The organism is Streptomyces sp. NPDC057543, assembly GCF_042801895.1.
Lineage (GTDB): Bacteria > Actinomycetota > Actinomycetes > Streptomycetales > Streptomycetaceae > Streptomyces.
Genome location: NZ_JBHVFF010000036.1, coordinates 17,771 through 41,657, shown reverse-complemented (window position 1 = coordinate 41,657; position 23,887 = coordinate 17,771). Strand labels below are relative to the sequence as shown.

The following is a 23,887-nucleotide window of genomic DNA, read 5'->3' as shown; positions in this document are numbered from 1 at the left end:
CTCTTTACGAGCGGGCCCGCTTTTCTTTTCACTTCTCTCACATGAGTAACGGCTGCTAGCATCCGGCGACTTGCACAGGGTGCGGCCGGGGGCTTTGCGCGATTCCCTTGCGGCAGGCTGCCGTTGATCACCTGTGCCCTTCATGCCGTTCGGGCATTTCGGGGAGGACTGACCCTTTTGGCTCACCTTGTTTCTTCACGCAGCCGTTCCGTCGGGCGCCGTCGCGCAGTACTGGCCGCGCTCATCGTGGTCGCGGCCGGTCTCGGCACGATGCCGAGCGCCGTCGCCGCGGATGCGCCGGCACCCATCGCGACGAACGGTGTCTGGGGCATCGACTTCGCCGGTGGAGTGCTGAACACGGTGGAAGTCGCCCCGAGCGGCCCGCAGTTCGCGTTCGCCCGTCAGGTCTCCCCGGGCGGGGCGACGGTGGGCGCTCCCACCTCGATGGGATACGTGGACACCTTCGCCACCGGTGCGCATGCGAAGCGTGTGCCGTGCGACGCAGGTTCCTGCGTACTCCTGCGTGCCACCGGCAACGGCCATATGGGCCGCTTCTTCGTCGACAACGGCCGGGAAACCGCCCAGATCTGGCTGACGGGGAACAGCTACCACAGCTCCGACGAACCCGCTGTGACCGGTGGTCAGTTCGTGGACGCGACCGGACGCTACTTCGTCTACAACGCGGCATCGACCGGCAAGCAGTACATCGACGACGTCGGGGTCCGCAGGTCGGATGTGCGGATGACCCGGTCCATCACCGCCGCCTCGGTATGGGGATCGGGGCTGTGGACGGCGAGTTCCACCACCGGAGCCGTCACCGCGATCGACCTCGAACAGAAGAAGGTCGTCCAGACCGTCGCCACCGGCGCCCCGTGCGTGATCAAGGAACTCCAGACCGTCAGCCGCTGGATCTACTGGAACTGCGGCCCGAGCGGTGCCGCCGGGGTGTACGACCGTACGGCGAAGAAGAGCGTCACCGTGCCGTCCGGCCCCGCGCTCGTCGGCGACGGCTATCTCGTCCGGCACGACCGGACCGCCGGGAAACTGCTGCTCACCGACTTCCACACCGGGAAGGCCGCACCGCCCCGGGAGATCGCGGACCTGCCCGCGGGCGGCACCGCCGACCAGCGCCGGCTGACCTGGGCCGTGGACAAATTCGGCGGCGACATCGCGTATGTCGGCCCGGACAAGTCGATCCGGATCGTGGAGAGCGGGGTGCCCGCGCAGCCGCTCGCGAAGATCGAGTCGGATCTCAACGCCGGGTACATCGATCTCAAGAACAGCGGCGGCGGCCAGAACTGGGAGAGCACCTGGCAGCTCAACGCGCCCGCGACCTGGACCTTCGTGGTCAAGGACATCCGCGGGCGGGCGATCCGTACCCTCTCCGGCGGTCCCGGTGCCGAGGTCGGGGTCAACTGGGACGGCCGGACGGACAAGGGCGGCTACCCGACCAACGGGGTCCACACCTGGACGCTGACCGCCAGGGCCGCCAAGGGCGGCGGCACGTACACCACGAGCGGGAAGATCTCGGTCTCCGGCGGTGTCCAGGGCCATCACGACCAGGGCGGCTACGACTTCGGCGAGCTGGTCACACTCAACTCCGCCGGCGCCCTGACCCTCCACTACACCGAAGGCAAGGGCAAGTTCGACTGGAAGCGCTCCGGCTCCGGCTGGCCCAAGGGCACGGTGGCCGTCCCGTTCGGGGACATGGGCAGCGACCGGTGCGCCGAGATGCTCGTACGGATGCCGAACGGGGAGCTGCGCCGGTACGCCGGAAAGTGCGGCGCCCCGTACACGCCGAACAGCAGCCACACCTCGCTGGGCACGGGCTGGAACGCGTACAACGTCCTGACCGCGCCCGGCGATCTGACCGGTGACGGACGCACCGATCTGCTCGCGCGCAAGGCGTCGACCGGCGACATCTACCTCTTCGCCAACGACGGCCACGGCAAGCTGAAGGCCGGCGTGAAGATCCGTTCGGCCTGGACCGCCTACACGAAGATCGTGGGCGCCGGAGACCTCAACGGCGACGGGTACGGCGATGTGCTGGCCCGTCACAAGGACGGCACGCTCTACCGCTACGACGGCACCGCCACCGGGAAGCTGAAGGAACGGGTGAAGGTCTTCTCCGCGTGGGGCGCCTCGTACAACACGATTGTCGGGGTGGGAGACATCACCGGTGACGGGAAGGCCGACCTCGTCGAGCGGGACAGCTCCGGCAATCTCTACCGCAACAATGGCAACGGAAAGGGGTCGTTCGGCTCGCGTACGAAGATCGCCTCCGGGTGGCAGGGCTACAAGGGGATTTTCTGATGGGAAACAGACTTCTCACGGCGTTCCGGGCGGCTCCGCGGCTCCGGACGGGCCCTGCGGTGGGCCGGGCACTCACCACCGTGGCGGCGGCCGGCGCCGTGCTGGCCGGCCTGCTGGGCTCCGCACCGCAGGCCCGGGCGGCCACGGCGGTCCCGTCGTGGCTCATCCCGCTCTACTACGCCGACGACGCGGACGGCTCCCACCGGGCCTGCACGGGCATCACTCTGTCCAGGACCCGGGCTCTGGCCACGCCCGACTGCTTCACCGGCCGTAGCAATACGGACATGGAGTGGGAATACAACCTGAAGAGCGGTCAGCTCTGGGGCGGCAGCGGCGATCCGCGCTACCGGAGCCATCCGACGTACGACGCCGCCACGCGGCGGGGCGCGGTCTCGGTGGCGATCCGGGCGACGCCGGCCTCGTACGGCAAGCCGGTGATGGCCTCGCCGAGCGACACGGCGTTGTACGCCACGGGCGCCAAGGCGACGTTCTACTCGTGGTCCGGCCTGGACCTGGACGACGCCCCGCGGGTCCGTCACACCGAGCAGGTCGTGCTCAAGTCGGCCGCGACCTGTGCCACCTTGCTCGGCCGCACGCTGCCGGGCGGCACGCTCTGCACCGTACCGGCGCCCGGCGCTCCCCCCGTCGCGGACGAGGACCAGTGCTTCGGCGACGCGGGCGGAGCGCTCGTCGGCGGTGGCAAGCTCATCGCCATATCGGCCACCAGGGCCACCGGCTGTGTCGCGGGCGGGGTACGTCTCTACACCCGGATCTCCTCCTACCGGTCCACGATCACCGACTGGGCCCGTGACGTCGACCTCGACGAACGGATCAGCGGCTCGGTCCTGGCGCGGGAACCCAGCGACCTCATCGACCTCTGCACCACGAACCAGCAGGGCAAGCTGGACGGTTGTTACGTCGACAGAATGGGCTCGATGCTCGACTGGGACGACGATTTCGACTTCCTGACGCAACTGGGCGATCTGGGCGGCGACGGCAAGGGCGACCTGCTCGCCCGTACGCCGGGCGGCACGCTCTACCGCATTCCCAACCCGCTCGCGTACGGCGAGGTCGGCGACGCCCCGAAGGTGAAACTGGGCACCGGCTGGTCCAAGTACAACAAGATCGTCGCTGCCCGCGACCTCAGCGGCGACGGCCTGCCCGACATCCTCGCCCGTGACACCTCGGGTGTGGTCTGGCTCCACCGCGGCAGGAGCGACGGCTCCCTGGCCGGCCGTACGAAGGTCACCACCTGGAAGAGCTACACCGCCATCGCGGGACGCGGGGACCTGTCGGGCGACGGCCGCCCGGACATCGTGACGCGGGACGGCGCCGGGGTGCTCTGGCTCTACCGCGGCAACGGCAAGGGCGGCTTCTCCCCACGTACGAAGATCGGATCGGGCTGGGGCAAGTACAACGCGATCGTCGGCAGCGGCGACATGGACCACAACGGGCGTCAGGACATCCTCGCGCGGACGCCCGCGGGCGCGGTGTACCTCTACAACGCGAACCACACGGGGGGCTTCTCGGCGCCGAAGAAGCTGGCCGACACGCGCTGGAAGAAGTACACGCGGATCAGCTGAGGCGCAGGACGCACGGATCGGCTGAGGCGCGGGACGCACGGATCAGCCGATCCGGCGAGAGCCGAAGAAGAAGGTGGTGGGAGCTCAGGAAGGGCGTGGCCTGCGGGTCGCGCCCTTCCTGTTGCCGTGAGGTCCGTCGCGGGGCATGTCTGCCGGTGGTGTTTTCCCAGTCGTGACCACGGCGACCGCATGTGTTCTCCGCAGCGGGGGCATCGCTGGGGGCATGACAACAGACACCGGCGAGGACAGGCCGCCCACGGGCGTCTCCGACGAGGAGCGTCTCGCGCAGCTCGGGTACACGCAGACGCTGGCCCGGCGCATGTCGGCGTTCTCCAACTACGCCGTCTCGTTCACGATCATCTCGGTGCTCTCCGGCTGCCTCACGCTCTACCTCTTCGGCATGAACACCGGCGGCCCCGCCGTCATCACGTGGGGCTGGGTCGGCGTCGGCCTGATGACGCTGTTCGTCGGCTTGGCGATGGCCGAGATCTGTTCGGCGTACCCGACCTCCGCCGGCCTCTACTTCTGGGCCCACCGGCTGGCTCCGCCGCGCTCGGCGGCGGCCTGGGCCTGGTTCACGGGCTGGTTCAACGTTCTCGGCCAGGTCGCCGTCACGGCCGGGATCGACTTCGGGGCGGCGTCGTTCCTCGGCGCGTACCTGAACCTCCAGTTCGACTTCGAGGTCACCCCCACCCGTACGATCCTGCTCTTCGCCGCGATCCTGCTGCTGCACGGCCTGCTCAACACCTTCGGCGTCCGCATCGTCGCGATCCTGAACAGCGTGAGCGTGTGGTGGCACGTGATCGGCGTCGCCGTCATCGTCGGCGCCCTGACCTTCGTGCCGGACTCGCACCAGTCGGCGTCGTTCGTCTTCACCGAGTTCGTGAACAACACCGGCTGGGGCAGCGGCTTCTACGTCGTGATGATCGGTCTGCTGATGGCGCAGTACACCTTCACCGGCTACGACGCCTCCGCCCATATGACGGAGGAGACCCACGACGCGGCCACGGCGGGCCCGCGCGGCATCGTCCGGTCCATCTGGACCTCCTGGATCGCCGGCTTCGTCCTGCTCCTCGGCTTCACGTTCGCCATCCAGTCGTACGACGGTGCGTTGAACTCCCCGACTGACGCTCCGCCCGCCCAGATCCTCCTGGACGCCCTCGGCGCCACCACCGGCAAGCTCCTGCTGCTGGTCGTGATCGGCGCCCAGCTCTTCTGCGGCATGGCATCCGTCACCGCCAACAGCCGCATGATCTACGCCTTCTCCCGCGACGGGGCCCTGCCCTGGTCCCACGTCTGGCACACGGTCAGCCCGCGCACCCGCACCCCCGTCGCCGCGGTCTGGCTCGCCGCGATCGGCGCGCTGGCCCTGGGCCTCCCGTACCTGATCAACGTCACGGCCTACGCGGCGGTGACCTCGATCGCGGTGATCGGCCTGTACATCGCCTACGTCATCCCCACCCTGCTCCGCCTGCTCCGGGGCGACGACTTCACCCCGGGCCCCTGGCACCTGGGCCGCTGGTCCCGCCCGATCGGCATCATCGCGGTGACCTGGGTCGTGATCATCACGGTGCTCTTCATGCTTCCGCAGGTCTCGCCGGTCACCTGGGAGACGTTCAACTACGCGCCCATCGCGGTCCTGGTGGTGCTCGGCTTCGCGACGGCGTGGTGGCTGGCGTCGGCCCGGCACTGGTTCCTCACTCCGGATCACAAACGCACAACCGCCCCTGAGGTCCCCGCCCGTACCCCTTGATCCCTCGCAGATTCCACCGTGACAGGGCCCGGTAACCGATACCCGATCGGCGGCCGGGCCCCGGCGGGCTATGCTCAGGGGTGATTCGCCGGGGGCCGTTAGCTCAATTGGCAGAGCAGCGGACTTTTAATCCGTTGGTTGTGGGTTCGAGTCCCACACGGCCTACTGCTCAGCCCCAGGTCAGAGAGGGTTTCTGACCTGGGGCCGTTCCTTGTTCGAGTTCATTTCGGGCAGTTGCTCCACCGATGCTCCACCGGAGTGCGAACGATCGCGAGCGAGCAGGGCAACCGTTGTTGTCCGGGCGCGGAGACTTCGCACCCGGACAACCACGGGCAGGGTGCCTCCACGGCTCGTGTCGGTGGGCGTCCTTGGTTACAGCCCGCAGGAGCCGCGGTCGAGGTGGAAGTATCGGGCGTTGGCCCAGCGGCACAGCCGGATACCGACGACGACGCCGACGATGGTGACCAGGGCAGGCAGGTATCCGCTGGCGACCTGGATGATCGGGATTGCAGGGCACCCACCTGAGATCGCCCAGCCCGTACCGAACAACACCGCACCGGGGATCACGCCCCGGTGGATGCGCCCTGGGGTACGGCGGACCCGCAGCAGAGCGAATGCGCACACGATGATCACCACGGCGCCGGCGAAGGCGAGGAGCATGCGCAGGTCCTGGAAGGTGAACATGCGGTTCAGCTCGGCGTAGTCGCCGAAGCCGATGTTGGTGACGGTATATCCGAGGGCCAGTCCGGTGATGACGTTGGCCAGCAGAATCGCGCCCCGGGTACGCATCAGATCACCTTCCACAGGAGGAACGACACCACGATGGCGGTGCCGAAGAACACGGCGGTCGCGACGATGCTGACCGGGCGTAGACGGCCGCAGCCGTTGAGTCCGTGGCCGGAGCTGCACCCACCGGCCAGCCGAGTGCCGAAGCCGACCAGCACGCCTCCCACGAACAGCAGGGCGATCATGGTGGTCGGATTGGCGGTGACCAGGCTCCGAAAACCCGGGCCCATGTCGTAGCGGAGGTGGAACCGCCCGGAGGTGACCGCGGCGATCAATCCGCCGAGGAAGATCGATATCAGCAGGGCAGCCTGGGTGACCAGCGGGGCGGGGCGCAGGCTCGTGGCCGCGGGGCTCTCGCTCGCCGCTGGTTCGGTATCCACTTCGAGTGGCTGTGAATTCCCGTACGGAACCTGTGGCAGGGGTGACGCGCCGGTGCCGGTGCCGGTGCCGAAATGCTCCGCCGTAGCTGCGGCGAGCGCCTCAGTGAGAGCGTGATCGTCGGCGAACTCCTCGTCCATCTCCTCGAGATGGCGTTCGCGGCGCCAGTGCAACACGCGATCCCACGCGGACGACACCCCGAAAGACCGATCGGTGATGAGGGTGTAGTTGATGGTGACCAGAGCGAGCCCGATAGCGCCCGCCCACCAGGGCCAGTAGGTACTCATGCGGGTCCTCTCATCCAATCGGCGATTCGAGCCAACCAGCCGCGCTTCGAGCGGGGAGCTTGCCGCGCTCGTCGAGCGAGGCTGTTTGAAGGCTGGGGAATCTGTGGGGGCGGTGTCGGTTGGTGATGCCAGACAGGTGCTGGCGGAGATGTCGCCCCGAAGTGGGCGGTGGCCCCCGGTGTCACGGTTCCAGGTTGTGACTGCTCATAGGGGCGGGCCGGCGCCGGCTGGGACCAGGGCGCGGCCTCCGGTGACCACGGATCGGGCCGTGGTGGCGGGGCCTGCCGGGGTACCTTCCCCGGGTTGGCGGCACCGGACCGCCCCGCCTCGGCGACGTCTTCGAGGTGTCGCGCGCGGGCTCCGTTGGGCAGCAAGCCGATCGGCACGCGCTCGCCGGTGAGTGACACCTGGTAGCGCGCACAGTCGAGCCACCGGTCGTCGCTGTCGCAGTAGTGTTCGCGCCAACCTTGCAAGCTTGCCCTGAGTAGAGGGAAAAGGGGGCATCCTGCGGCGTGTGAGCAACTCACGTTGCTCCCTCCTGATCGGCGCACACCACCCGTTCGGGGAGGGCGGTTGCCGTTCTCGATTCTTGCCCTCGCCGCGCTCGGTCGACGATCTGCAAAGCAACACGGTGACGGGCAGTGACAGTAAGGCTCTGCGCCTCCATTCCGCCGACCGGGCGTGATGCAATCACTGTTTCGATGTCCCGAGCAAATTCAGGGTATTTTTCAATCGGACCACTGACGCTACTTGGTGAGATATTCCGCGCGACGGATATGTGGCGTCTACCCCTCATGTCCGGATATTTGCGACCGGCAATGAGGTCACTTGGATCACTATTCGACCCCATGGCCGCGGCCCGTGCCGATGAAAGTCAGCTGTTTGCGGAGAGGGTGAAAATGCTGGAGCCCCTTGTGACAGTTGCGTGAATATCGTGGATCTCAAATGAAGAGCTGATGGAGAAGAATTATGTGCCAGCGTGCTGTCTGTCGGTCGTGCCGGAAGATGACCTATGAGGGCTGCGGGAGACATGTGGGCCAAGTGCTCATGGGCGTGCCGACGGCTCAGCGGTGCATGTGTGAGTCTGCGGAGCGCAGGGGGGTGCGCGCAGTGGAGGCGACGACTCGATCGGAATCGGTGCCGGCCCGACAGGGCGAGTCGCCGCGACACGCACAGGTCCCTCGGCGCCCGGAGAGTTCACCAAGCCGATCGGAGGGTGGCTGGTGGGCCCGGCTCATCAATTGGGCGAAAAGCCCGGCATAAGGCAATCGGTAGACTATGCGCGCTTCGGAATCTTTGGGCCGAAGATGTTGGTCATTGCACCATGAAAACCCGGATTTCGAACTCCAGGGTGGCAAGCGACGCCGGGCCCGAAGCCTGCAGCGACACCGTGTCCTGCGACGAACGTCATCGGCGCTGGTTGCCAGACTGCACGGCACGTGCACGGCAGCGCGAATTCGTCCTGAGTGGAACCGGCGGCCTGACCCTGGCCTCGACGGACCGGACGTCCGGCGACCAGGCACAGGCGGCCACAGGGCCGAAGGGGCCGGGCTCCGGTGCCCTCCAGGAACTGGTGGCGCAGGACACCCGTCCGACATCGGCACTGCCTGCCCGACACGCAGCGTTCTTCACCCACGCCGCCCGCGCCTGACCTCACGCGGCGGCAGTACGCCGCCTCCGCTCCGCTCCACACCACGCCGTCGAGGGCTCAGCCCGACGCCGTCGCCCCGCTTCGTACCCACGGCTCCACCCGGCGCATCGTGCTGGGCAAGTACCTGGGCTTCGCCGCGATCCTCGCTGTGGCGGTGGCCGCCCCATTCGGCGCGACCTTCTTGCCTGAGCCGGCCATCCCCTACCTGGGCCTGCTGCCCCTCGCGCTCGGTCTCAAGGTCGCATGGCAGGCGTGGAAGGACCACCTGGCCGGCGACGGCGACGACGAGGAGGCGCAGGCCAAGAGGACGGGCCCGGCCCGCTGCGGACGGTCCGTCAGCGGCGGCCGGTGACAACCACGGCGTTGGCTCGGAAGGGTTCTATGAGCGAGTCGCCTCGTAGTCGGGGAGTGCGGCCGGGGTGGTCCGGGTTGCCGGGCGCATGGTCAGGATCAGTACGGCCAGCCCGGCGAAGACGACCGCGGCGACGACACCGGTGACGTGCAGGCCGACGGTGAACGCCTCCCGCGCGGTGTGCAGCAGTTCCGCGCCCTGGCCGGCGGGAAGGTGCCGGCCGGCGGCGACCGCGTCGGCCAGCGAGTCGGACGTGCCGTCCATCCGGCTGCGGTAGACCACCGCGGCCACCACGCCGAGCAGTGCGAAGCCGAGCGAACCGCCGAAGTAGTTGCCGGTCTCCGACATCGACGCCGCCGAGCCGGCGCGCTCCGGCGGTACGGACCCGACGACCAGCCCGGTGCCCAGCGCGAACAGCGGGCCCGTGCCCAGCGCCAGTACGGCGATGCCGGTCATCACCAGCGGCAGGGCGCTCGCACCGTCGACGCCGACCAGCAGCAGGCTGCCCAGTGCCGACCCCACCAGCCCGCCGGCGATCGCGGTCGTCTGCTTCACCCGCCGGGCCAGCGCCGGCGCGGTCATGGTGCCGACCGCCACGCCCAGGCCCATGGGTGCGAACAGCACCGCCGACGCGACCGGCGAGAAGCCCAGCACGCTCTGCAGGTACTGGGTCACCAGCAGGCCCGTACCAGCCATGGCGACGCCGGCGAAGGCCAGCGCGACGAGTACGGCTGTGAACGGGCGGTTGCGGAACAGCCGCAGGTCCAGCAGCGGCGTCTCCAGCCGCAGTTGCCGGCGTACGAACAGAAAACCGATGGCTGCGCCGACGACGAGGGCCACCGCCGGCACGATCGGCATGCTCTCGACGGTCAGCTGCTTGATGCCGTAGACCATCAGAAGCACCGCCACGAGCGACAGCCCGACGCCGGCCGGGTCCAGCCGGCCGGCCTGGTCGCTGCGGAACTCCGGCAGCAGGACCGGCCCGGCCAGCAGCAGCAACGCCATCGCCGGCACGGCGACCAGGAACACCGATCCCCACCAGAAGTGCTGGAGCAGGAATCCGGCGAGTACGGGTCCGAGCGCGCCGCCGGTGAACTGGCAGGTCGCCCAGATCGCGATGGCCTTCCCGCGCTGTCGCCCTTCGCGGAACATGTTGGTGATCAAGGCGAGTGTGGACGGCGCCAAGGTCGCGCCGGCGACGCCCAGCAGCGCACGCGCGACGATCAGCATCAGCGGGTTGACCGCGAAGGCGGCCACGACCGACAGGACCGCGAACGCCGCCCCGCCGATCATCAGAAGTCGTCGGCGGCCGATCCGGTCGCCGAGCGTACCCATCGTGATGACCAGGCCGGCCACCATGAATCCGTAGCTGTCACTGATCCACAGCTGTTCGACGTTGGTGGCACCCAGGTCGGCGCTCAGCTGGGGGAGCGCGAGGAGCAACGCCGTCGTGTCCATCGCGACGAGCAAAGTCGGCAGCATGAGGACGACCAGTCCCAGCCACGCCCGGTTGACTCGCATATCCGAAACTCCCTGTTCTCTCGACTCTCTCGACGTTTCGCCGGTTGGTCGGAGCGGTCGAGAGATTCTTGACATCGGTACGGACGGACATCTCTCGCGGCTGCCACGGCGGGGCGTCACCAGAAATGACGACCTCGCGGTCCGGGCGACGCGGCGGCGAAAAACTCATGCGAAAGTTCTGGCGGGGGATGTCAAGACGACGGCGGCGGCTCCGACCAACTGGTCGACGGGCCCGACCGGGGCTCGCGAACCACGAGGAGCACGCGATGCAGTTCCTGATCAGCATGCATATCAACCCGGCCGTGCTGGACGCGCTGACCGACAAGGAGAAGGCGGCGATCGGTGACGGCCACGGCAAGTTCATCGAGGCGCTGAAGACGTCCGGCGAACTGATCACCACGCAGGCGCTGGTCGACCCGTCGCAGGCCGCTGTGGTGTCCGTACGCAACGGCCAGCCGGTGGTGACCGACGGACCCTTCCTGGAGGCCAAGGAGTACCTGGGCGGCTTCTACCTGATCGACTGCGAGAACAAGGAGCGGGCGATCGAGCTGGCCGCGCAGATCCCGGACACCGCGATCGAGGGCCTGGGTGTCGAGGTGCGGCAGGTGATGTTCGCTGACGGACAATTGGAGGCATGACCGCACCACCCGTCGAGGACCTGCTGCGTGAGCTCACGCCGCAGGTCCTCGGCGCGTTGGTACGCCGGCACGGCGGGTTCGAAGGGTGTGAGGACGCCGTACAGGAGGCCGTCCTCGCCGCCACCGTGCAGTGGCCGGCCGAGGGAGTGCCGAACAACCCGCGCGGCTGGCTGATGACTGTCGCGTCCCGGCGGCTCATCGACCAGATGCGCAGCGACCACGCGCGCCGCGAGCGGGAGTCGGCGACGGCCACCGAGGTGGTGCCCGAGGACGTACCGGACACCGACGACACGCTCGTCCTGCTGTTCCTGTGCTGCCATCCGACGCTCACCGCGGCCTCCCAGACCGCCCTGACGCTGCGGGCGGTCGGCGGCCTGACGACTGCCGAGATCGCCCGCGCGTTCCTGGTGCCGGAGGCCACGATGGCGGCCAGGATCAGCCGGGCCAAGCAGCGCATCAAGGCCGCCGGAAGCTCGTTCACCCTGCCGCAGGGCGCGGAGCGCGAGGAGCGGCTGCGGGTCGTCCTGCACGTGCTCTACCTGATCTTCAGCGAGGGCTACACCGCCTCCTCGGGCAGCGAGCTGCACCGCGCAGACCTCGCGCACGAGGCGATCCGGCTGGCCAGGATGGTGCACGCGCAGTTGCCCGAGGACGGCGAGGTGACCGGGCTGCTCGCGCTGATGCTGCTGACCCATGCCCGCCGGGAGGTACGTACGACGGCGGCCGGCGACCTGGTGCCGCTGGACGAGCAGGACCGTACGAAGTGGGACCGCGGGCTGATTGACGAAGGGCTGGAGCTGGTCAAGGCGTCGCTGGCCGGCTCGACGCTGGGGCCTTACCAGCTGCAGGCCGCCATCGCCGCCACGCATGCCGACGCGGCCACGACCGAGGAGACCAACTGGCCGCAGGTGCACGCTCTTTACCTGATCCTGGAACGGATCGCGCCCAACCCGATGGTCACCCTCAACCGGGCGATCGCGCTCGCCGAGACCGAGGGCCCGGCGGCCGGGCTGGCCCTGTTGTCCACATTGGACGGTGACGAGCGGATGGCCGGGCATCACCGGCTGCTGTCCGTACGGGCGCATCTGCTGGAGAAGATGGGCGACCTGGCCGGGGCGTACGAGCACTACCGGCGCGCCGCGAAGTCAACCGCCAGCATCGCCGAGCAACGGTACCTGGAGTCCCGGGCCGGCCGGGTGACACGCCCCTGCACCACAGGAGTTGCGGTCAATACCGTGCTGAGTCACGGCCACTGAGCCGGCGCGACATACAGACGTTGCGCATGGTGTCTCTGTGCGTATGTCGAGTGATGCCATCGTGTGCGACCGATCGCTTCAGCCAACTGGCTTCGGTTCGCGAGTGGTTCGGCGCAATGAGGTGTTGCTCGGCCGCGGCGTCGGCGACCGGCTCGCGTTCGCGGCCGGGTTCATCACCACGGGTGCGAGCTGTTCGCGATCCCGTACGAGGACGCGGGCGAGGCGCGATGCGGTTACGACGGCTGGGCGTCGCGCTCGTCCCGGTGGGCGGTGTTCCTGTGCTCCTGCACGTTGGCGTAGGCCATGAGGCCGAGAAGGACGATCAGGAGTACGGCCGAAGAGCCCGGTGTGCCGAGATCGAGGCCGCCCTTGGCGGCAGGCTTCGTGAGGAAGTCGCCGGCGGTGGCGCCCAGGGGTCGGGTGAGGACGAAGGCGATCCAGAACAGTGCGACGTTCGGGACGGCCGGCACCCGCATCAGAGCGGCCAGTACGGCCAGCAGCGCCGTGACGAGGAGGGCGCCGCCGGCGTAGCCGAGGCCGGAGCTGTCGGAGAGGAAATCGCCCATGGATGTGCCCAGGGTGTTCGACACCAGGATCGCGGACCAGAAGAGGGCCTCACCGCGGAAGGTGACGATGTCTCGGATGGCGAAGGTCTGTCCGGTGAGCCTCCAGACGATGAAGATGGCGATCAGCAGGGAGATCAGGATCGCGGCGCCCGCGGGGTATCCCAGACCCAGCCCCTGCGGGCCCCGGCCCAGCGAGGACGTGCCCGCCGTGAGGTACTCGGCACTGGCGTCCCGGTTCATGAAGTCCGACATGGTCGTGCCGGCCATGCTCGTGGACAGGATGACCGTCCAGTAGAAGAACGGGTTGTAGCGCCGGGACCGCAGTTGCACCACCAGCGTCACCACGAACACCAGGAACAGCGCGATCGTGGTGAGGAAGTAGCCCAGTCGCAGCGTCTGGGAGAACAGGTCTCCGGCCGTCTCGCCGAGGGTGGTGGCGGCGATCTTCATGATCCAGAAGGCCAGAGTGACCTCGGGTAGCTTCTTCATCACGGAACGGCGCTCACTGGCCAGATCCACCGCGGTGAGGAATTCCGACTGTCCCAAGGTGCACCCCTGCTCTCGACCGTTCGGCGCTTCACTGCCGGGCAGCGAGCGACGCGTTGTGGTGTGACGGCGGTGGGATGGCATCAGGCGGTCGGCTCGTGCGCCGAACGTGCCCGTGCGTGCCGGCCTCTCGCCGCACTCCTGCGTCCAGGCAACGTAGACCGTCTACAGGGATGTAGACGCTGTGACACTCCCGTCAGGGCGGCGACACTCAACCGGACATCGGTACTCGGCCGAGGCCGTCGTCGCCGATGGGTACGGCGTACGAAGGGCTCGGGCACGGCGTTGTACGCAGCCGGTCCCGGGTTCACGCACTGTGCCGATGGCTGGTACTCCGTCAGCGCGCCGGTTCGATGTTCTGGTTGGCGTGGAAGAAGTTGTGCGGGTCGTAGATGCGCTTGATGGCCGCGAGGCGGTCGTAGTGGTCGCGGTAGGCGGCGCGTATCCGGTCCGGGGCTTCGCCCGCGCCGATGAAGTTCACGTACGTACCGCCCATGGAGTGCGGGTGGAGTTCATCCCAGTAGTCGACGCACCACTGCCTGAGCTTCTCGGCGTTGTCCGGGTCCGGGTCGATGCCCGCGATGACGCCGGACCAGACCGCTTCCCGGTAGGCCCAGGCGGTGTCGTCGGGGCCCAGCCGGTGGGCGGCGCCGTCGATCGGGTACAGGTGCGTGGTCGACAGGTCGGTGGGGAGGTTCTCGACGTACTTGGCATGGATGGCGATGGCGTCGTCGGTGATCCGGTCGAAGAAATTGCCGCGCCAGTACCACTGCAGGCCGGTGGGGAGCAGCTCGTCGAACATGGACTGCAGGGCGGGGTAGGGCATCGGCGTCGTGAAGCGGAAGGCGGGCGGGCCCGCGTCGTCCACGGGTTTCAGGGCGACTTCGAGGAGGTCCGGGTCGCCGGTCCAGCACCACACGACACCGCACATCTTCTGGCTGTGGATCTCCTCCGGGAATGGGGGACCGGGCGGCACGGTGAGCGCCGCGAAGAAGCCGTTCAGGTCCTCGGGGGCCGTGGGCAGGAAGCCGCGGTACCAGCGCAACAGATCAGGCGTCCGGTCGACCGGCCAGAGCGTGATGGCGACGCCCACGGTGTCCACCGGGTGCATCCGGAAAGTGAAGGAGGTGACGATGCCGAAATTCCCGCCCCCGCCGCGCAGCGCCCAGAACAGATCGGGATGGGTGGTGCCGCTCGCCGTCACACAGGTGCCGTCCGCCAGGACCACGTCCGCGGCCAGCAGGTTGTCTGCCGTCAGGCCGTATCTGCGGGTGAGATGGCCGTGTCCGCCGCCCAGGGTGAGACCGCCGACGCCGGTGGTCGACTGGATCCCGGCGGGTGTGGCCAGGTGGAAGGCGTGCGCCGCGTGGTCGAGGTCGCCGAGTGTGGCGCCGCCGCCGACCGTGGCCGTTCGTGCGCCGGGGTCGATGTGCGCCCAGCGCATGGGCGACAGGTCGATGGTGACGCCGTCGTCCACCAGACACAGGCCGGCGCCGCTGTGTCCGCCGCCGCGGACCGCGCACTCGAGCCCCTCGTCCCGGACGAAAGCGACCGCGGCCATGACGTCCGCCGCGTCGCTGCACCGCACCACCGCCGCCGGACGTTTGTCGATCATGGCGTTGTAGATCGTGCGGGCGGTTCGGTACTCCGGGTCCTGTGGGCCGATGACGGGACCGCGCAGCGCGCTCCGCATCGCGTCCAGGGTTTCGCGCGTGGCGCCGTTCATGGTCTGCCATCTCCTCGCTCACCGAGATGGGGACCGCGCCCCGCCCGGCTTCTCCCGTAGGGCCGTCGGAGTGTGCAGATGTCAGATGCATGCCGACGCTCCGGGGCCCCGAGGGCCGCGGGCGGAAACGGCCACCGCGGGCTGATGTCTCAAGCCTCCGCCCGGTCCGTGAGCCGTGCCAGTTCGCCGGACCGGGCGGAGAGACATATCAGGGCTGCGGGGTGCGCTCGGGTGAGTGGCCAGGGGCACGGGCGGGGGTCGGGGTGCGCTCAGACGAGGAGCTTCGTCTTCGCCCGCTGGTACTCCTCCTCGGTGATGGCGCCCCGGTCCTTGAGCTCGGCGAGTTTCGCCAGATCGTCGACGTGCTTGCCCTCCCTCGGGGCGTTCGCGTCCGGGCTGCCGGCGACGGCCTCCCGTAGGTACGCCTTGAAAGTGGCGTCGCGTTCCTGCGCTTCCTTGATGTCCCGCTTCCCCATGGATCTGCCGCGCACGATCACGTACACCAGGACGCCGATGTACGGCAGCAGCAGCGCCAGGACGAGCCAGCCGGCCTTGCCCCAGCCGCCGAGGTCGTCGCTGCGGAAGATGTCCACGATGACCTTGAAGAGCAGGAACAGCCACATGATCCAGACGAAGAACCAGAGCATCGTCCAGAAGAGGTCGAGCAGGGTGTAATGATCCACGGTCGGCTCCCTGATCACCGCGAGTTCGTCGCGTCGACTGGCTGAGTGGTAAATCAGTCATATCACCAGATATCTGGCCCTGCCTCCGTGCATTCTCCGGGCTGTCCTTCGGGCCGTCCTCCGTCGCGGGTGCGGAGTACCGTGGAGATGTCGAGGGAGGCTTGGGATGCTCAGGCCTCCAGGAGGCGGGGTCGCCTCGTGTTCATGAAGCGGCGTGAGAAGCGGCGTGAGCGGCGGTGTGAGCAGGCGTACGCATGGACGCTCGCGAGGGCGCATGCACACGACAGATGAGTCCGCCCGGAGCCCGGTCGGGGCGATCGGCCGCGTCACTGTGCCGATTCCGCCCGATGGCCCGGGCGAAGTGCTGGTGGCCGTACGGGGTGGGTCGGAGGCCTACACCGCATGGTCGGCGACGTCGATCGACAGGGACGTGCGCGTCGTTGTCGTCGACTCGGTCTCGGCGCGCAGTGTGATCGTGGAACGCCTGCCGCCCTGAGCCGAAGCAGCGGTTCCCCCACGTCGAGCAGAGACGCACGGCAGGAGTCTTCCGATGTTCTTCTGGCACGTTCCCGCCCCCAACGAGGCGATGCTCATATCCGGTTCCAAGGGGCAGACGCTGGACACCCAGTTCCGGATCGTCACGGGGCACGGCAGTTTCGTGCTCCCGGTGAAACAGAAGGCGCGCATGCTCTCCCTGGCGCTGCGCGAGGCGGAGATCACCGAGGACTGCGTGACGCAGCAGGGCATCCGCCTCAACGTCCGGGCCGTCGCCGTCTTCAAGGTCGGCGACGATGCCGTGTCCATCGCCAACGCGGCGCGCCGCTTCCTGACCGAGCAGGAGCAGATGGAGGAGCTCGTCGGCCGGATCTTCGCGGGCCACCTGCGTTCCATCGTCGGCGGACTGACCGTGGAGCAGATCATCCGCGAGCGCAACCGGGTCTCCCAGGAGGTCATCGCGGGCAGCCACGGTGAGATGGAGAAGCTCGGCATCGTGGTGGACGCCCTCCAGATCCAGGAGATCGACGACGCCACCGGCTACATCAACAACCTCGCCGCCCCGCACGCCGCCGCGGTCGCCAGCCAGGCCCGGATCGCCGAGGCCAAGGCCGACCAGGAGGCCAGCCAGCGCGAGCAGCAGGCCGCCGCGCTCAAGGCGGAGTACGAACGTGACACCGCGATCAAGCGGGCCGGTTTCCTCGCCGAGACCGAGCAGTACAACGCCCGCGCAGCGCAGGCCGGACCGCTCGCCCAGGCCAAGGCTTCACATGAGGTCATCGAGGAGCAGACCGCGCTGGCCGAGCGGCAGGCCGCGCTCGCCGCGCAACGGCTCGAAGGGGAGGTGCGGCGCCCGGCGGACGCCGAGGCGTACCGGCAGCGCACCCTCGCGGAGGCGGCTCGGGACCGGGTGAAGTTCGAGGCCGACGGCAACGCGTACGCCGAGCGGACCATCGCCCAAGCGCAGGCCGACGCCAACAGCGCGCGCGCCGGTTCGCTGCGCGACGGCAACCAGGAGCTCATCGCGGCCAACCGCATCGTCGAGAACCTGCCCGCCCTGGCCGACGCGGCCGCCCGAGGCATGTCGGGCGCGGACCTGACCGTTCTGAACGGTACCGACGGCGTCAATGAGATGGCGGCGGGCGTGGTCGGCCAGGGGCTGGCGATTCTCCGCTCCCTCCAGCGCGCTGCGAATCCGATGAAGCCCCCGGCGGTCGACGGGAAGGCCGCTCCCCGTATCACCGAGACGAATTGAGGCGGCGGGGCGCATGGCCGGAGTACTGAGCGAGTGCCGAGCGGTCGGTGATTCGCTCGGCGGCTCAGCGATTCGTTCGGTGATTCGCTCAGTGGTCATGAGCCCGCCGCGCATGCCGTACAGTTGTATTCACCGACGCGGGGTGGAGCAGCTCGGTAGCTCGCTGGGCTCATAACCCAGAGGTCGCAGGTTCAAATCCTGTCCCCGCTACTGAAGGATCAGGCCCGGCACGCATGCAGCGTGCCGGGCCTGATTCGTTCCAGCCATAGACCCCCGAAGGAGCAGGTCCGGGCGGTGTGTGGGCTGTGCCACGTACGTACCCCCATTGGCCGACGAGGAGTCGCCGCGCGACTCCGCTCCGGCGAGCCTGGGGGTGGGGCGCGGTACCGTCCGCAGCCGCGCGCGTACCGGGCAGGAGACCACTGGTGTGGAAGCGGCTGAAGGGGCGCGGCAGACACGTCGAGGACGGCACCCGTACCCGGCGGTTCGTCCGCGCGCTGCCCGCCATCATGATCCTCGGCGGGCTGGTGTTCGACTTCCTCACCCCGCCGACCTTCACCGCCATTCCGCTGTTCGTGGCGGCGCCGCTGATCGCCGCGCCGTTCTTCTCGCTGTCCAGGACCATCTGCACCGGAATCGCCTCGATGCTGGCCGTCGTCGCGCTGCGGCTGTACAGCCACACGCTGCCGAACATCGTGCCGCTGATCGAGCTGCTCACCCTGGCCACCGTCTCGGTCCTCGCGGTCGTGATCAACGGGGTCGTGCGGCGCAGCAATGAGCGGCTGGCGTCCGCGCGGGTCATCGCGGAGACCGCCATGCGGGCGGTGCTGCCGAAGCCGTCCGACCGGATCGGCGGGCTGCACGTGGCGGCGCGGTACGAGGCGGCGCAGGCCGACGAGTTCGTCGGCGGTGACCTGTTCGCCGTGACGGACTCCCCGTACGGGGTGCGGTTGGTGGTCGGGGACGTACGGGGGAAGGGGCTCGACGCCGTGGAGTCGGTGGCGGTGATCATCGGGGCGTTCCGGGAGGCGGCCGAGCAGGAGCGTTCGCTGGAGGGCGTGGCGCAGCGGCTGGAGCGGGCGCTGGCGCGGGAGGGGACGCGGCGGGGCGGGCTCGACGCGGTCGAGGGCTTCATCACCGCCGTGCTGGCCGAGATCCCGGCGGGGCTGTCCCGGGTGCGGATCGTCAACCGCGGCCACCCCGAGCCGATCCTGCTGCACCCGGACGGGGCGCTGGAGGTACTGGGGCCGACGGTGCCCGCGCTGCCGCTCGGGATGGACCTGGGGGCCTGGCCCGACCGGTCGGACGAGTGGGATCTGCCGGCGGGGACGACCCTGCTCCTGTACACGGACGGGCTCTCCGAGGCGCGGAACGCCGACGGGGTCTTCTACGACCCGGCGGCCAGACTGCGCGGGAGGATCTTCCCGGGGCCCGAGGAGCTGCTGTCCGCGCTGGCCGACGACGTACGGCTGCACACGGGCGGTGAGACGACCGACGACATGGCGCTGCTCGCGGTCGTACGTCCCGCGGAGGGGCAGCCGGACCGGCGCAGGACCGTGAAGATCGTCGGCCTCGAAGGGGTGTGACGGGTGGGGCGGGGGCTTCGCGCGAGCCGCACGCGGCCTTGGACCGGGATGCCACCGTACGTAACCGAAGCGCGTCGCTCCGCATAACATTTGACGCAACGTCAGAAACCGGGTAGTGGCTGAGGGTCGATCAACTCGTCCCATTCCGCCCGGTTGTGCACCGTAAAGTCCAGGCCAAAGGCGTGAACGATCAGTGGGAACAGCTTGGAATCAGGCCCCGGTGTCTATTAACGTTCGATAACGCAGCGCGGTCGTCCCAGCCGTCGTCAGTGGCGGCACCGTGCGCGAGCGCCGAATTCCGCAAGGGAACCGGGGAACCACCTACATGGGGTGAATCGGACACCTGTGTCTCGTGAGAGGCAGAGGGGCCCGTAGGAGACCTTCCTGCTCCGAACCCGTCAGCTAACCCGGTAGGCGAGAAGGAAGGAAAGGAGTGCGCCCCCGTGGCGTCCAACAAGCCTGCCCCCGAGGCCCCCTCTCGGTTCAACCCCGACTTCGGTTCCGACTTCGTCGCTGACTTCGGATCCGGTTCCAACTCCGGCTTCGCTTCCGACTCCGGCTTCGGCACCGACTTCGGTTCCGGCCCCGACTACGGGACCGGTGGGACGGGAACGGCGTACAGCACCGAGCCGGGCGGTGACTTCGGTGGCGAATTCCGCGCCGACGGCAACGGTGGGCCGGAACGCGGCTGGGACGAGTGGAACCCCACCGAGGAGTCCGTCCGCCCCGTACGCGGCAAGCACCGCGTCGCCAAGCAGCGCAACGGTCTTGCCCGTAGCTCCACGGTGCTCGGGGTCGGCGTCATCGCGGCGGTCGGTGCGGGCGGCATGGCCACCGCGCAGAGCAAGCCGCCGGTCTCCATCTCCCTTCCCGATTCCATCGCGAACAACCTCCCCGACGCCAAGTCCCTTCCGGGCGTGGGTTCTCTGTTCTCCGGGGAGTCCGAAGCCGACAAGGCCGCTGTCGCCGCCGCTGCCGCACCGCTCACCACCGCCGGCCTCACCACCACCGAGGCCGAGCAGGGCACGGCGGACGCGGGCGAGGCGCTCCGCGCGCGCATCCTCCAACAGGCGGAGCAGCAGCAGGACGCCGCCGACGCCGAGGCCAAGGCGGCCCAGGAGAAGGAGGCCGCGGAGAAGGCCGCCGCCGAGGCCAAGAAGCAGCAGGACGCGGCCGAGGCCAAGGCCGCCGCCGAAAAGAAGAAGGCGGAGGAAGAGGCCAAGAAGAAGGCCGAGGCCCTGCGGCTCGCCAAGCTCGCCGCCAGCTACGCCATCCCGACCTCCTCGTACACGATCACCTCGACCTTCGGCGAAGCCGGCTCGATGTGGTCCTCCGGCTACCACACCGGCCTCGACTTCGCGGCGCCGACGGGTACGCCGATCAAGGCCATACACGGCGGCATCATCAAGTCGGCCGGCTGGTCCGGTTCGTACGGCTACCGCACGGTGCTGGAGCTCGACGACGGTACGGAGCTGTGGTTCTGCCATCAGTCCTCGATCGGCGTGAGCGTCGGCCAGAAGGTCACCACCGGTGAGACCATCGGCCGGGTCGGCGCGACCGGCAACGTGACGGGCCCGCACCTCCACCTGGAGGTCCACACCCCCTCCGGTACGGGCATCGACCCGATGGCCTGGCTGCGCGGCAAGGGCCTCAACCCCTGATCCGCAGTCCGCTCTCCCGGTCCTTCCGGTCCGCGTGATCCGAGCGATCCGCGTGGTCCGAGCAGTCCGGGTGATCCGGTGAACCGGCCGCTGAACTCCGGCAGTCCTGACGCTCACCCCCCGACGTCAGGGCTGCCGGTCCGTCGGAATAGCGGGCGTGCCGGAATCCGTTGATCCGTTTATGACTTCTCTTCGTAAGCTGGGCCCTTCCGACCTCCAGGTCTTCCCGCTCGCCCTCGGCGGCAACGTCTTCGGCTGGACCGCCGACGAGGCGCAGTCGTTCACCGTGCTGGACGCTTACGCCGCGGCGGGCGGCAACTTCATCGACACCGCCGACTCCTACTCCGCCTGGGTCCCGGGCAACGAGGGCGGCGAGTCGGAGACCGTCATCGGAAAGTGGCTCGCGGCCCGCTCCAACCGTTCCGACATCGTCGTCGCCACCAAGGTCGGCGCCCACCCCTCGTACAAGGGGCTCTCCGCCACGAACATCAAGGCCGCGGCCGAGGAGTCGTTGCGCCGACTCGGCACCGACCACATCGATCTGTACTACACGCACTTCGATGACGAGACCGTCCCGGTCGAGGAGATCATCACCGCCCTCGACGAACTCGTGAAGGAGGGCAAGGTCCGGGAGATCGCCGCCTCCAACATCAGCCCCGAGCGGCTCCAGGCGTCCCTGGACTTCTCGGAGCGCGAGGGGCTGGCCCGGTACGTCGCCCTTCAGCCGCACTACAACCTGGTCTCGCGGGACACGTACGAGGGCGCGCTCCAGGACACGGCCGCCCGGGCCGGGCTCGCCGCCGTCCCGTACTTCGCCCTGGCCTCCGGCTTCCTCACCGGCAAGTACCGTCCGGGGGCTTCGGTGGAGAGTGCCCGTGCCGAGAAGGCCGGTGAGTACCTGGCGTCGGAGCGGGGGCAGCAGGTCCTGGCCGCACTCGACAAGGTCGCCAAGGAGCACGACGCCGAGGTCGCGACCGTCGCCCTGGCCTGGCTCGCGTCCCGGCCGACGGTCGCCGCGCCGATCGCCTCGGCCCGTACGGTCGAGCAGCTGCCCGCGCTGCTGGCCGTCGCCGACCTCCGGCTGACCGAGCAGGAACTGGCGGAGCTCACCGAGGCGTCCGCCTGACGGACGCGGTGTGCCGGAGTCCCCGGTGCTGAACCGGCCCGTCCGGGTCCGGCTACCGCGGCGGTAGCCGGTACGGATTGTGACCCCTGTCGTACGGCTGGTACAGCGGTGGAATCCCCGGGGCCTGGGACATGTACGGGGGACGCAGGCGACCCGTCGCCTGCGCGGCGTACGTCAGGGCGGGGGCGGCCACGTCCCTGCGTTGCCAGAGGTGGTGCAGCAGCTCCAGCTCGCGTTCGGCGAAGTCCGGGCCCGCTGCCCCGCGGCGGGCCTGCAGGCGCAGCGAGGCCAGTGAGGTCGCGAACGATTCGTACTCGGCGACGGTGCGGGCGGCAGCCCTGCCGTGGGCCTTGGCCTGTGCTGTGGCATGGGCCCTGACCTGCGCAGCGGGCCCGTGCCTCGGGGTATGCGCCGGTGTGTATGCGGGCGCGTATCCCGGTCCGGGGCCTGGCCCTGGCGCGTATCCGGGGCCGTGCGTCGGCCTGTATCCAGGCCCGTATCCGGGGCCGTACGTCGGCCCGTGCCCCGGGCCGTACGGCGGTGGCCAGGATGCCGGTCCGTGCGGGCTGCTCCAGCTTCCCCCGGCCGCGGCGGCGTGTCGTTGGCGTGCCGCGTCGCGGGCCATGCCGCGGGCCCGCATCGAGGAGAGGGCGAGCGGTTCGGCCGGGGTCAGCCAGCCGGCCGCCGCATAGGCGGGCAGCTCGGCGGAGAGCGTACGCAGCTCCCGCTGGCGCGACCAGATCGCCAGCCAGGTGACCAGGCCGAAGACCGGGACCATGAACACCCCGTACACGGCGTAGAAGCCGTACGGGCCGAAGGACGCCGACCCGTTCCACAGGGCGTGCATGCCCATGGCGAGGACGAGACCGAGCAGTGGCAGCGCGACGCGGCGGAACCGGCGGCGCCGCGCACTGACCGCGGCGAGCCCGAAGCCGATGCCGGTCAGCACCGTGAAGAGCGGATGCGCGAACGGCGACATCACCGCTCGTACGAAGAACGTCGCGGCGGTCACCGAGACGACGCCCGAGGTACCGATCTGCTGGTCCTCACCGAAGGCGTTGCCCAGGTACAGGATGTTCTCGGTGAACGCGAAGCCGCTCGCGGTGAAGCCGGCGACGACGATGCCGTCGACGATCCCGTGGAACTCCCGTTTTCGGAACAGGAAGATGAGCAGGACGGCCGCGGCCTTGGCGCTCTCCTCGATGACCGGTGCTATGACCGTGGCTCCGAGGGTGTCGGCGTTCGACGGGTCGGCGGTGGCCGTGGCTATCCAGCGGGTCGCGAACGAATTGGCCAGGATCGCGACGAGGGCGGCCGCGAACGCGCCCCAGGCGAAGGCGAACAGCAGATTCCGCCACGGTGCCGGTTCGACCCGGTCCAGCCAGCGGAACGCCGCCATGAGGAGCGGGACGGGCAGCACGGCGAGCCCCAGCCCGACGAGAAATCCCTCGGTGCCCGTCTGATCGCGGACCAGGGCCAGGATCGCCAGTCCGCACAGCGCGAGCACCGTGCACACGGTCGTGATGCGGAACGTCCTGCTGCGCCACACCATGCCGACGCGGCGTGGTCGGTAACGCCAGTGCCTGCTCTCCGGCACGGCAGCCAGGATCTCGCCGACCCGCTGCTCCTCGAGAAGCGGGACGGCCGGCTGTGAGTGCCGCTGCTGGACAGACCCGTCGGAGACCACCCGATGACCCTAACGAGCAGCACTGACACTGGCCATGG

Annotated in this window: 18 protein-coding genes, 2 tRNA genes and 1 riboswitch; of the genes, 13 read left to right on the top strand and 7 right to left on the bottom strand. The window is 69.1% G+C overall.

Features of this window, described 5'->3' with window-relative positions; genetic code table 11:
• Positions 1-177 precede the first annotated feature (177 nt).
• The 4 genes from ACFU8Q_RS09370 (at position 178) to ACFU8Q_RS09355 (ending at position 5,814) form a co-directional block, all read left to right on the top strand.
• Complete coding sequence (locus ACFU8Q_RS09370) at positions 178-2,313, top strand: FG-GAP repeat domain-containing protein (RefSeq protein ID WP_384450149.1); 2,136 nt, start codon at positions 178-180, stop codon at positions 2,311-2,313.
• Positions 2,313-3,896, top strand: a complete 1,584-nt coding sequence (locus ACFU8Q_RS09365; RefSeq protein WP_384450146.1) for an FG-GAP-like repeat-containing protein — start codon at positions 2,313-2,315, stop codon at positions 3,894-3,896. Before ACFU8Q_RS09370 ends, ACFU8Q_RS09365 begins: the two co-directional genes overlap by 1 nt.
• Before the next feature lie 223 nt (positions 3,897-4,119).
• On the top strand, positions 4,120-5,649 hold the full coding sequence (locus ACFU8Q_RS09360) for an amino acid permease (RefSeq protein WP_384450143.1): 1,530 nt from the start codon (positions 4,120-4,122) through the stop codon (positions 5,647-5,649).
• 92 nt (positions 5,650-5,741) lie between these two features.
• Positions 5,742-5,814 (top strand) — tRNA-Lys (locus tag ACFU8Q_RS09355).
• Between the two features lie 207 nt (positions 5,815-6,021).
• On the opposite strand, the gene ACFU8Q_RS09350 is transcribed toward ACFU8Q_RS09355, so the two are convergent.
• Both ACFU8Q_RS09350 and ACFU8Q_RS09345 read right to left on the bottom strand, forming a co-directional pair.
• Entirely contained in the window at positions 6,022-6,438 is a 417-nt protein-coding gene (locus ACFU8Q_RS09350) for a YeeE/YedE thiosulfate transporter family protein (protein ID WP_384450141.1), read from the bottom strand.
• Positions 6,438-7,100 carry a YeeE/YedE family protein gene (locus ACFU8Q_RS09345; protein ID WP_384450138.1) on the bottom strand — a complete coding sequence of 221 codons (663 nt, stop codon included), beginning with the start codon at positions 7,098-7,100 and terminating at the stop codon, positions 6,438-6,440. Before ACFU8Q_RS09345 ends, ACFU8Q_RS09350 begins: the two co-directional genes overlap by 1 nt.
• A 1,556-nt stretch (positions 7,101-8,656) precedes the next feature.
• Here ACFU8Q_RS09345 and ACFU8Q_RS09340 point away from each other — a divergent pair.
• Entirely contained in the window at positions 8,657-9,103 is a 447-nt protein-coding gene (locus ACFU8Q_RS09340) for a hypothetical protein (protein WP_384450135.1), read from the top strand.
• A 27-nt stretch (positions 9,104-9,130) separates the two neighbouring features.
• On the opposite strand, the gene ACFU8Q_RS09335 is transcribed toward ACFU8Q_RS09340, so the two are convergent.
• Positions 9,131-10,624, bottom strand: coding sequence for an MFS transporter (locus tag ACFU8Q_RS09335; RefSeq protein WP_384450132.1), 1,494 nt, complete (start codon positions 10,622-10,624; stop codon positions 9,131-9,133).
• A gap of 266 nt (positions 10,625-10,890) precedes the next feature.
• Between ACFU8Q_RS09335 and ACFU8Q_RS09330 the strand changes: the two genes are divergently transcribed.
• Both ACFU8Q_RS09330 and ACFU8Q_RS09325 read left to right on the top strand, forming a co-directional pair.
• Positions 10,891-11,262: a YciI family protein gene (locus ACFU8Q_RS09330; RefSeq protein WP_384450129.1), complete on the top strand. Its 372-nt coding sequence runs from the start codon at positions 10,891-10,893 to the stop codon at positions 11,260-11,262.
• Positions 11,259-12,518 carry an RNA polymerase sigma factor gene (locus ACFU8Q_RS09325; RefSeq protein WP_384450127.1) on the top strand — a complete coding sequence of 420 codons (1,260 nt, stop codon included), beginning with the start codon at positions 11,259-11,261 and terminating at the stop codon, positions 12,516-12,518. The genes ACFU8Q_RS09330 and ACFU8Q_RS09325 overlap by 4 nt, the downstream gene beginning before the upstream one ends.
• A 233-nt stretch (positions 12,519-12,751) precedes the next feature.
• On the opposite strand, the gene ACFU8Q_RS09320 is transcribed toward ACFU8Q_RS09325, so the two are convergent.
• From ACFU8Q_RS09320 to ACFU8Q_RS09310, 3 genes are all read right to left on the bottom strand, one after another.
• On the bottom strand, positions 12,752-13,630 hold the full coding sequence (locus ACFU8Q_RS09320; protein WP_384450124.1) for a hypothetical protein: 879 nt from the start codon (positions 13,628-13,630) through the stop codon (positions 12,752-12,754).
• A gap of 337 nt (positions 13,631-13,967) precedes the next feature.
• Positions 13,968-15,356, bottom strand: coding sequence for an FAD-binding oxidoreductase (locus tag ACFU8Q_RS09315; protein ID WP_384450122.1), 1,389 nt, complete (start codon positions 15,354-15,356; stop codon positions 13,968-13,970).
• 269 nt (positions 15,357-15,625) lie between these two features.
• Complete coding sequence (locus tag ACFU8Q_RS09310) at positions 15,626-16,039, bottom strand: SHOCT domain-containing protein (RefSeq protein ID WP_384450119.1); 414 nt, start codon at positions 16,037-16,039, stop codon at positions 15,626-15,628.
• A 274-nt stretch (positions 16,040-16,313) separates the two neighbouring features.
• Between ACFU8Q_RS09310 and ACFU8Q_RS09305 the strand changes: the two genes are divergently transcribed.
• The 6 genes from ACFU8Q_RS09305 (at position 16,314) to ACFU8Q_RS09280 (ending at position 22,162) form a co-directional block, all read left to right on the top strand.
• Complete coding sequence (locus tag ACFU8Q_RS09305) at positions 16,314-16,535, top strand: hypothetical protein (protein ID WP_384450116.1); 222 nt, start codon at positions 16,314-16,316, stop codon at positions 16,533-16,535.
• 54 nt (positions 16,536-16,589) lie between these two features.
• Positions 16,590-17,789, top strand: coding sequence for an SPFH domain-containing protein (locus tag ACFU8Q_RS09300; protein ID WP_384450113.1), 1,200 nt, complete (start codon positions 16,590-16,592; stop codon positions 17,787-17,789).
• Positions 17,790-17,925: 136 nt separating this feature from the next.
• Positions 17,926-17,999 (top strand) — tRNA-Met (locus ACFU8Q_RS09295).
• 299 nt (positions 18,000-18,298) lie between these two features.
• Positions 18,299-19,375: a PP2C family protein-serine/threonine phosphatase gene (locus ACFU8Q_RS09290; protein WP_384450157.1), complete on the top strand. Its 1,077-nt coding sequence runs from the start codon at positions 18,299-18,301 to the stop codon at positions 19,373-19,375.
• Between the two features lie 279 nt (positions 19,376-19,654).
• A riboswitch (cyclic di-AMP (ydaO/yuaA leader) is annotated at positions 19,655-19,807 on the top strand.
• An 11-nt stretch (positions 19,808-19,818) separates the two neighbouring features.
• A complete protein-coding gene (locus tag ACFU8Q_RS09285; RefSeq protein WP_384450110.1) occupies positions 19,819-21,036 on the top strand; it encodes a M23 family metallopeptidase in 1,218 nt (405 codons plus the stop codon).
• Positions 21,037-21,217: 181 nt separating this feature from the next.
• The gene (locus ACFU8Q_RS09280; RefSeq protein ID WP_384450107.1) at positions 21,218-22,162 is read left to right on the top strand and encodes an aldo/keto reductase; all 945 of its coding nucleotides are present in this window, start codon (positions 21,218-21,220) and stop codon (positions 22,160-22,162) included.
• A 52-nt stretch (positions 22,163-22,214) separates the two neighbouring features.
• On the opposite strand, the gene ACFU8Q_RS09275 is transcribed toward ACFU8Q_RS09280, so the two are convergent.
• Positions 22,215-23,714, bottom strand: coding sequence for a PrsW family intramembrane metalloprotease (locus ACFU8Q_RS09275; RefSeq protein WP_384450155.1), 1,500 nt, complete (start codon positions 23,712-23,714; stop codon positions 22,215-22,217).
• Positions 23,715-23,887: the final 173 nt, after the last annotated feature.

Bases quoted from the DNA above. Each gene is read 5' to 3' on its own strand.
- ACFU8Q_RS09325 (WP_384450127.1), top strand. From the start codon at position 11,259: ATGACCGCACCACCCGTCGAGGACCTGCTGCGTGAGCTCACGCCGCAG.
- ACFU8Q_RS09275 (WP_384450155.1), bottom strand. From the start codon at position 23,714: ATGGTGTGGCGCAGCAGGACGTTCCGCATCACGACCGTGTGCACGGTG.
- ACFU8Q_RS09315 (WP_384450122.1), bottom strand. From the start codon at position 15,356: ATGAACGGCGCCACGCGCGAAACCCTGGACGCGATGCGGAGCGCGCTG.
- ACFU8Q_RS09335 (WP_384450132.1), bottom strand. From the start codon at position 10,624: ATGCGAGTCAACCGGGCGTGGCTGGGACTGGTCGTCCTCATGCTGCCG.
- ACFU8Q_RS09305 (WP_384450116.1), top strand. From the start codon at position 16,314: ATGCACACGACAGATGAGTCCGCCCGGAGCCCGGTCGGGGCGATCGGC.
- ACFU8Q_RS09300 (WP_384450113.1), top strand. From the start codon at position 16,590: ATGTTCTTCTGGCACGTTCCCGCCCCCAACGAGGCGATGCTCATATCC.
- ACFU8Q_RS09290 (WP_384450157.1), top strand. From the start codon at position 18,299: ATGATCCTCGGCGGGCTGGTGTTCGACTTCCTCACCCCGCCGACCTTC.
- ACFU8Q_RS09345 (WP_384450138.1), bottom strand. From the start codon at position 7,100: ATGAGTACCTACTGGCCCTGGTGGGCGGGCGCTATCGGGCTCGCTCTG.
- ACFU8Q_RS09350 (WP_384450141.1), bottom strand. From the start codon at position 6,438: ATGCGTACCCGGGGCGCGATTCTGCTGGCCAACGTCATCACCGGACTG.
- ACFU8Q_RS09360 (WP_384450143.1), top strand. From the start codon at position 4,120: ATGACAACAGACACCGGCGAGGACAGGCCGCCCACGGGCGTCTCCGAC.
- ACFU8Q_RS09365 (WP_384450146.1), top strand. From the start codon at position 2,313: ATGGGAAACAGACTTCTCACGGCGTTCCGGGCGGCTCCGCGGCTCCGG.
- ACFU8Q_RS09280 (WP_384450107.1), top strand. From the start codon at position 21,218: ATGACTTCTCTTCGTAAGCTGGGCCCTTCCGACCTCCAGGTCTTCCCG.
- ACFU8Q_RS09330 (WP_384450129.1), top strand. From the start codon at position 10,891: ATGCAGTTCCTGATCAGCATGCATATCAACCCGGCCGTGCTGGACGCG.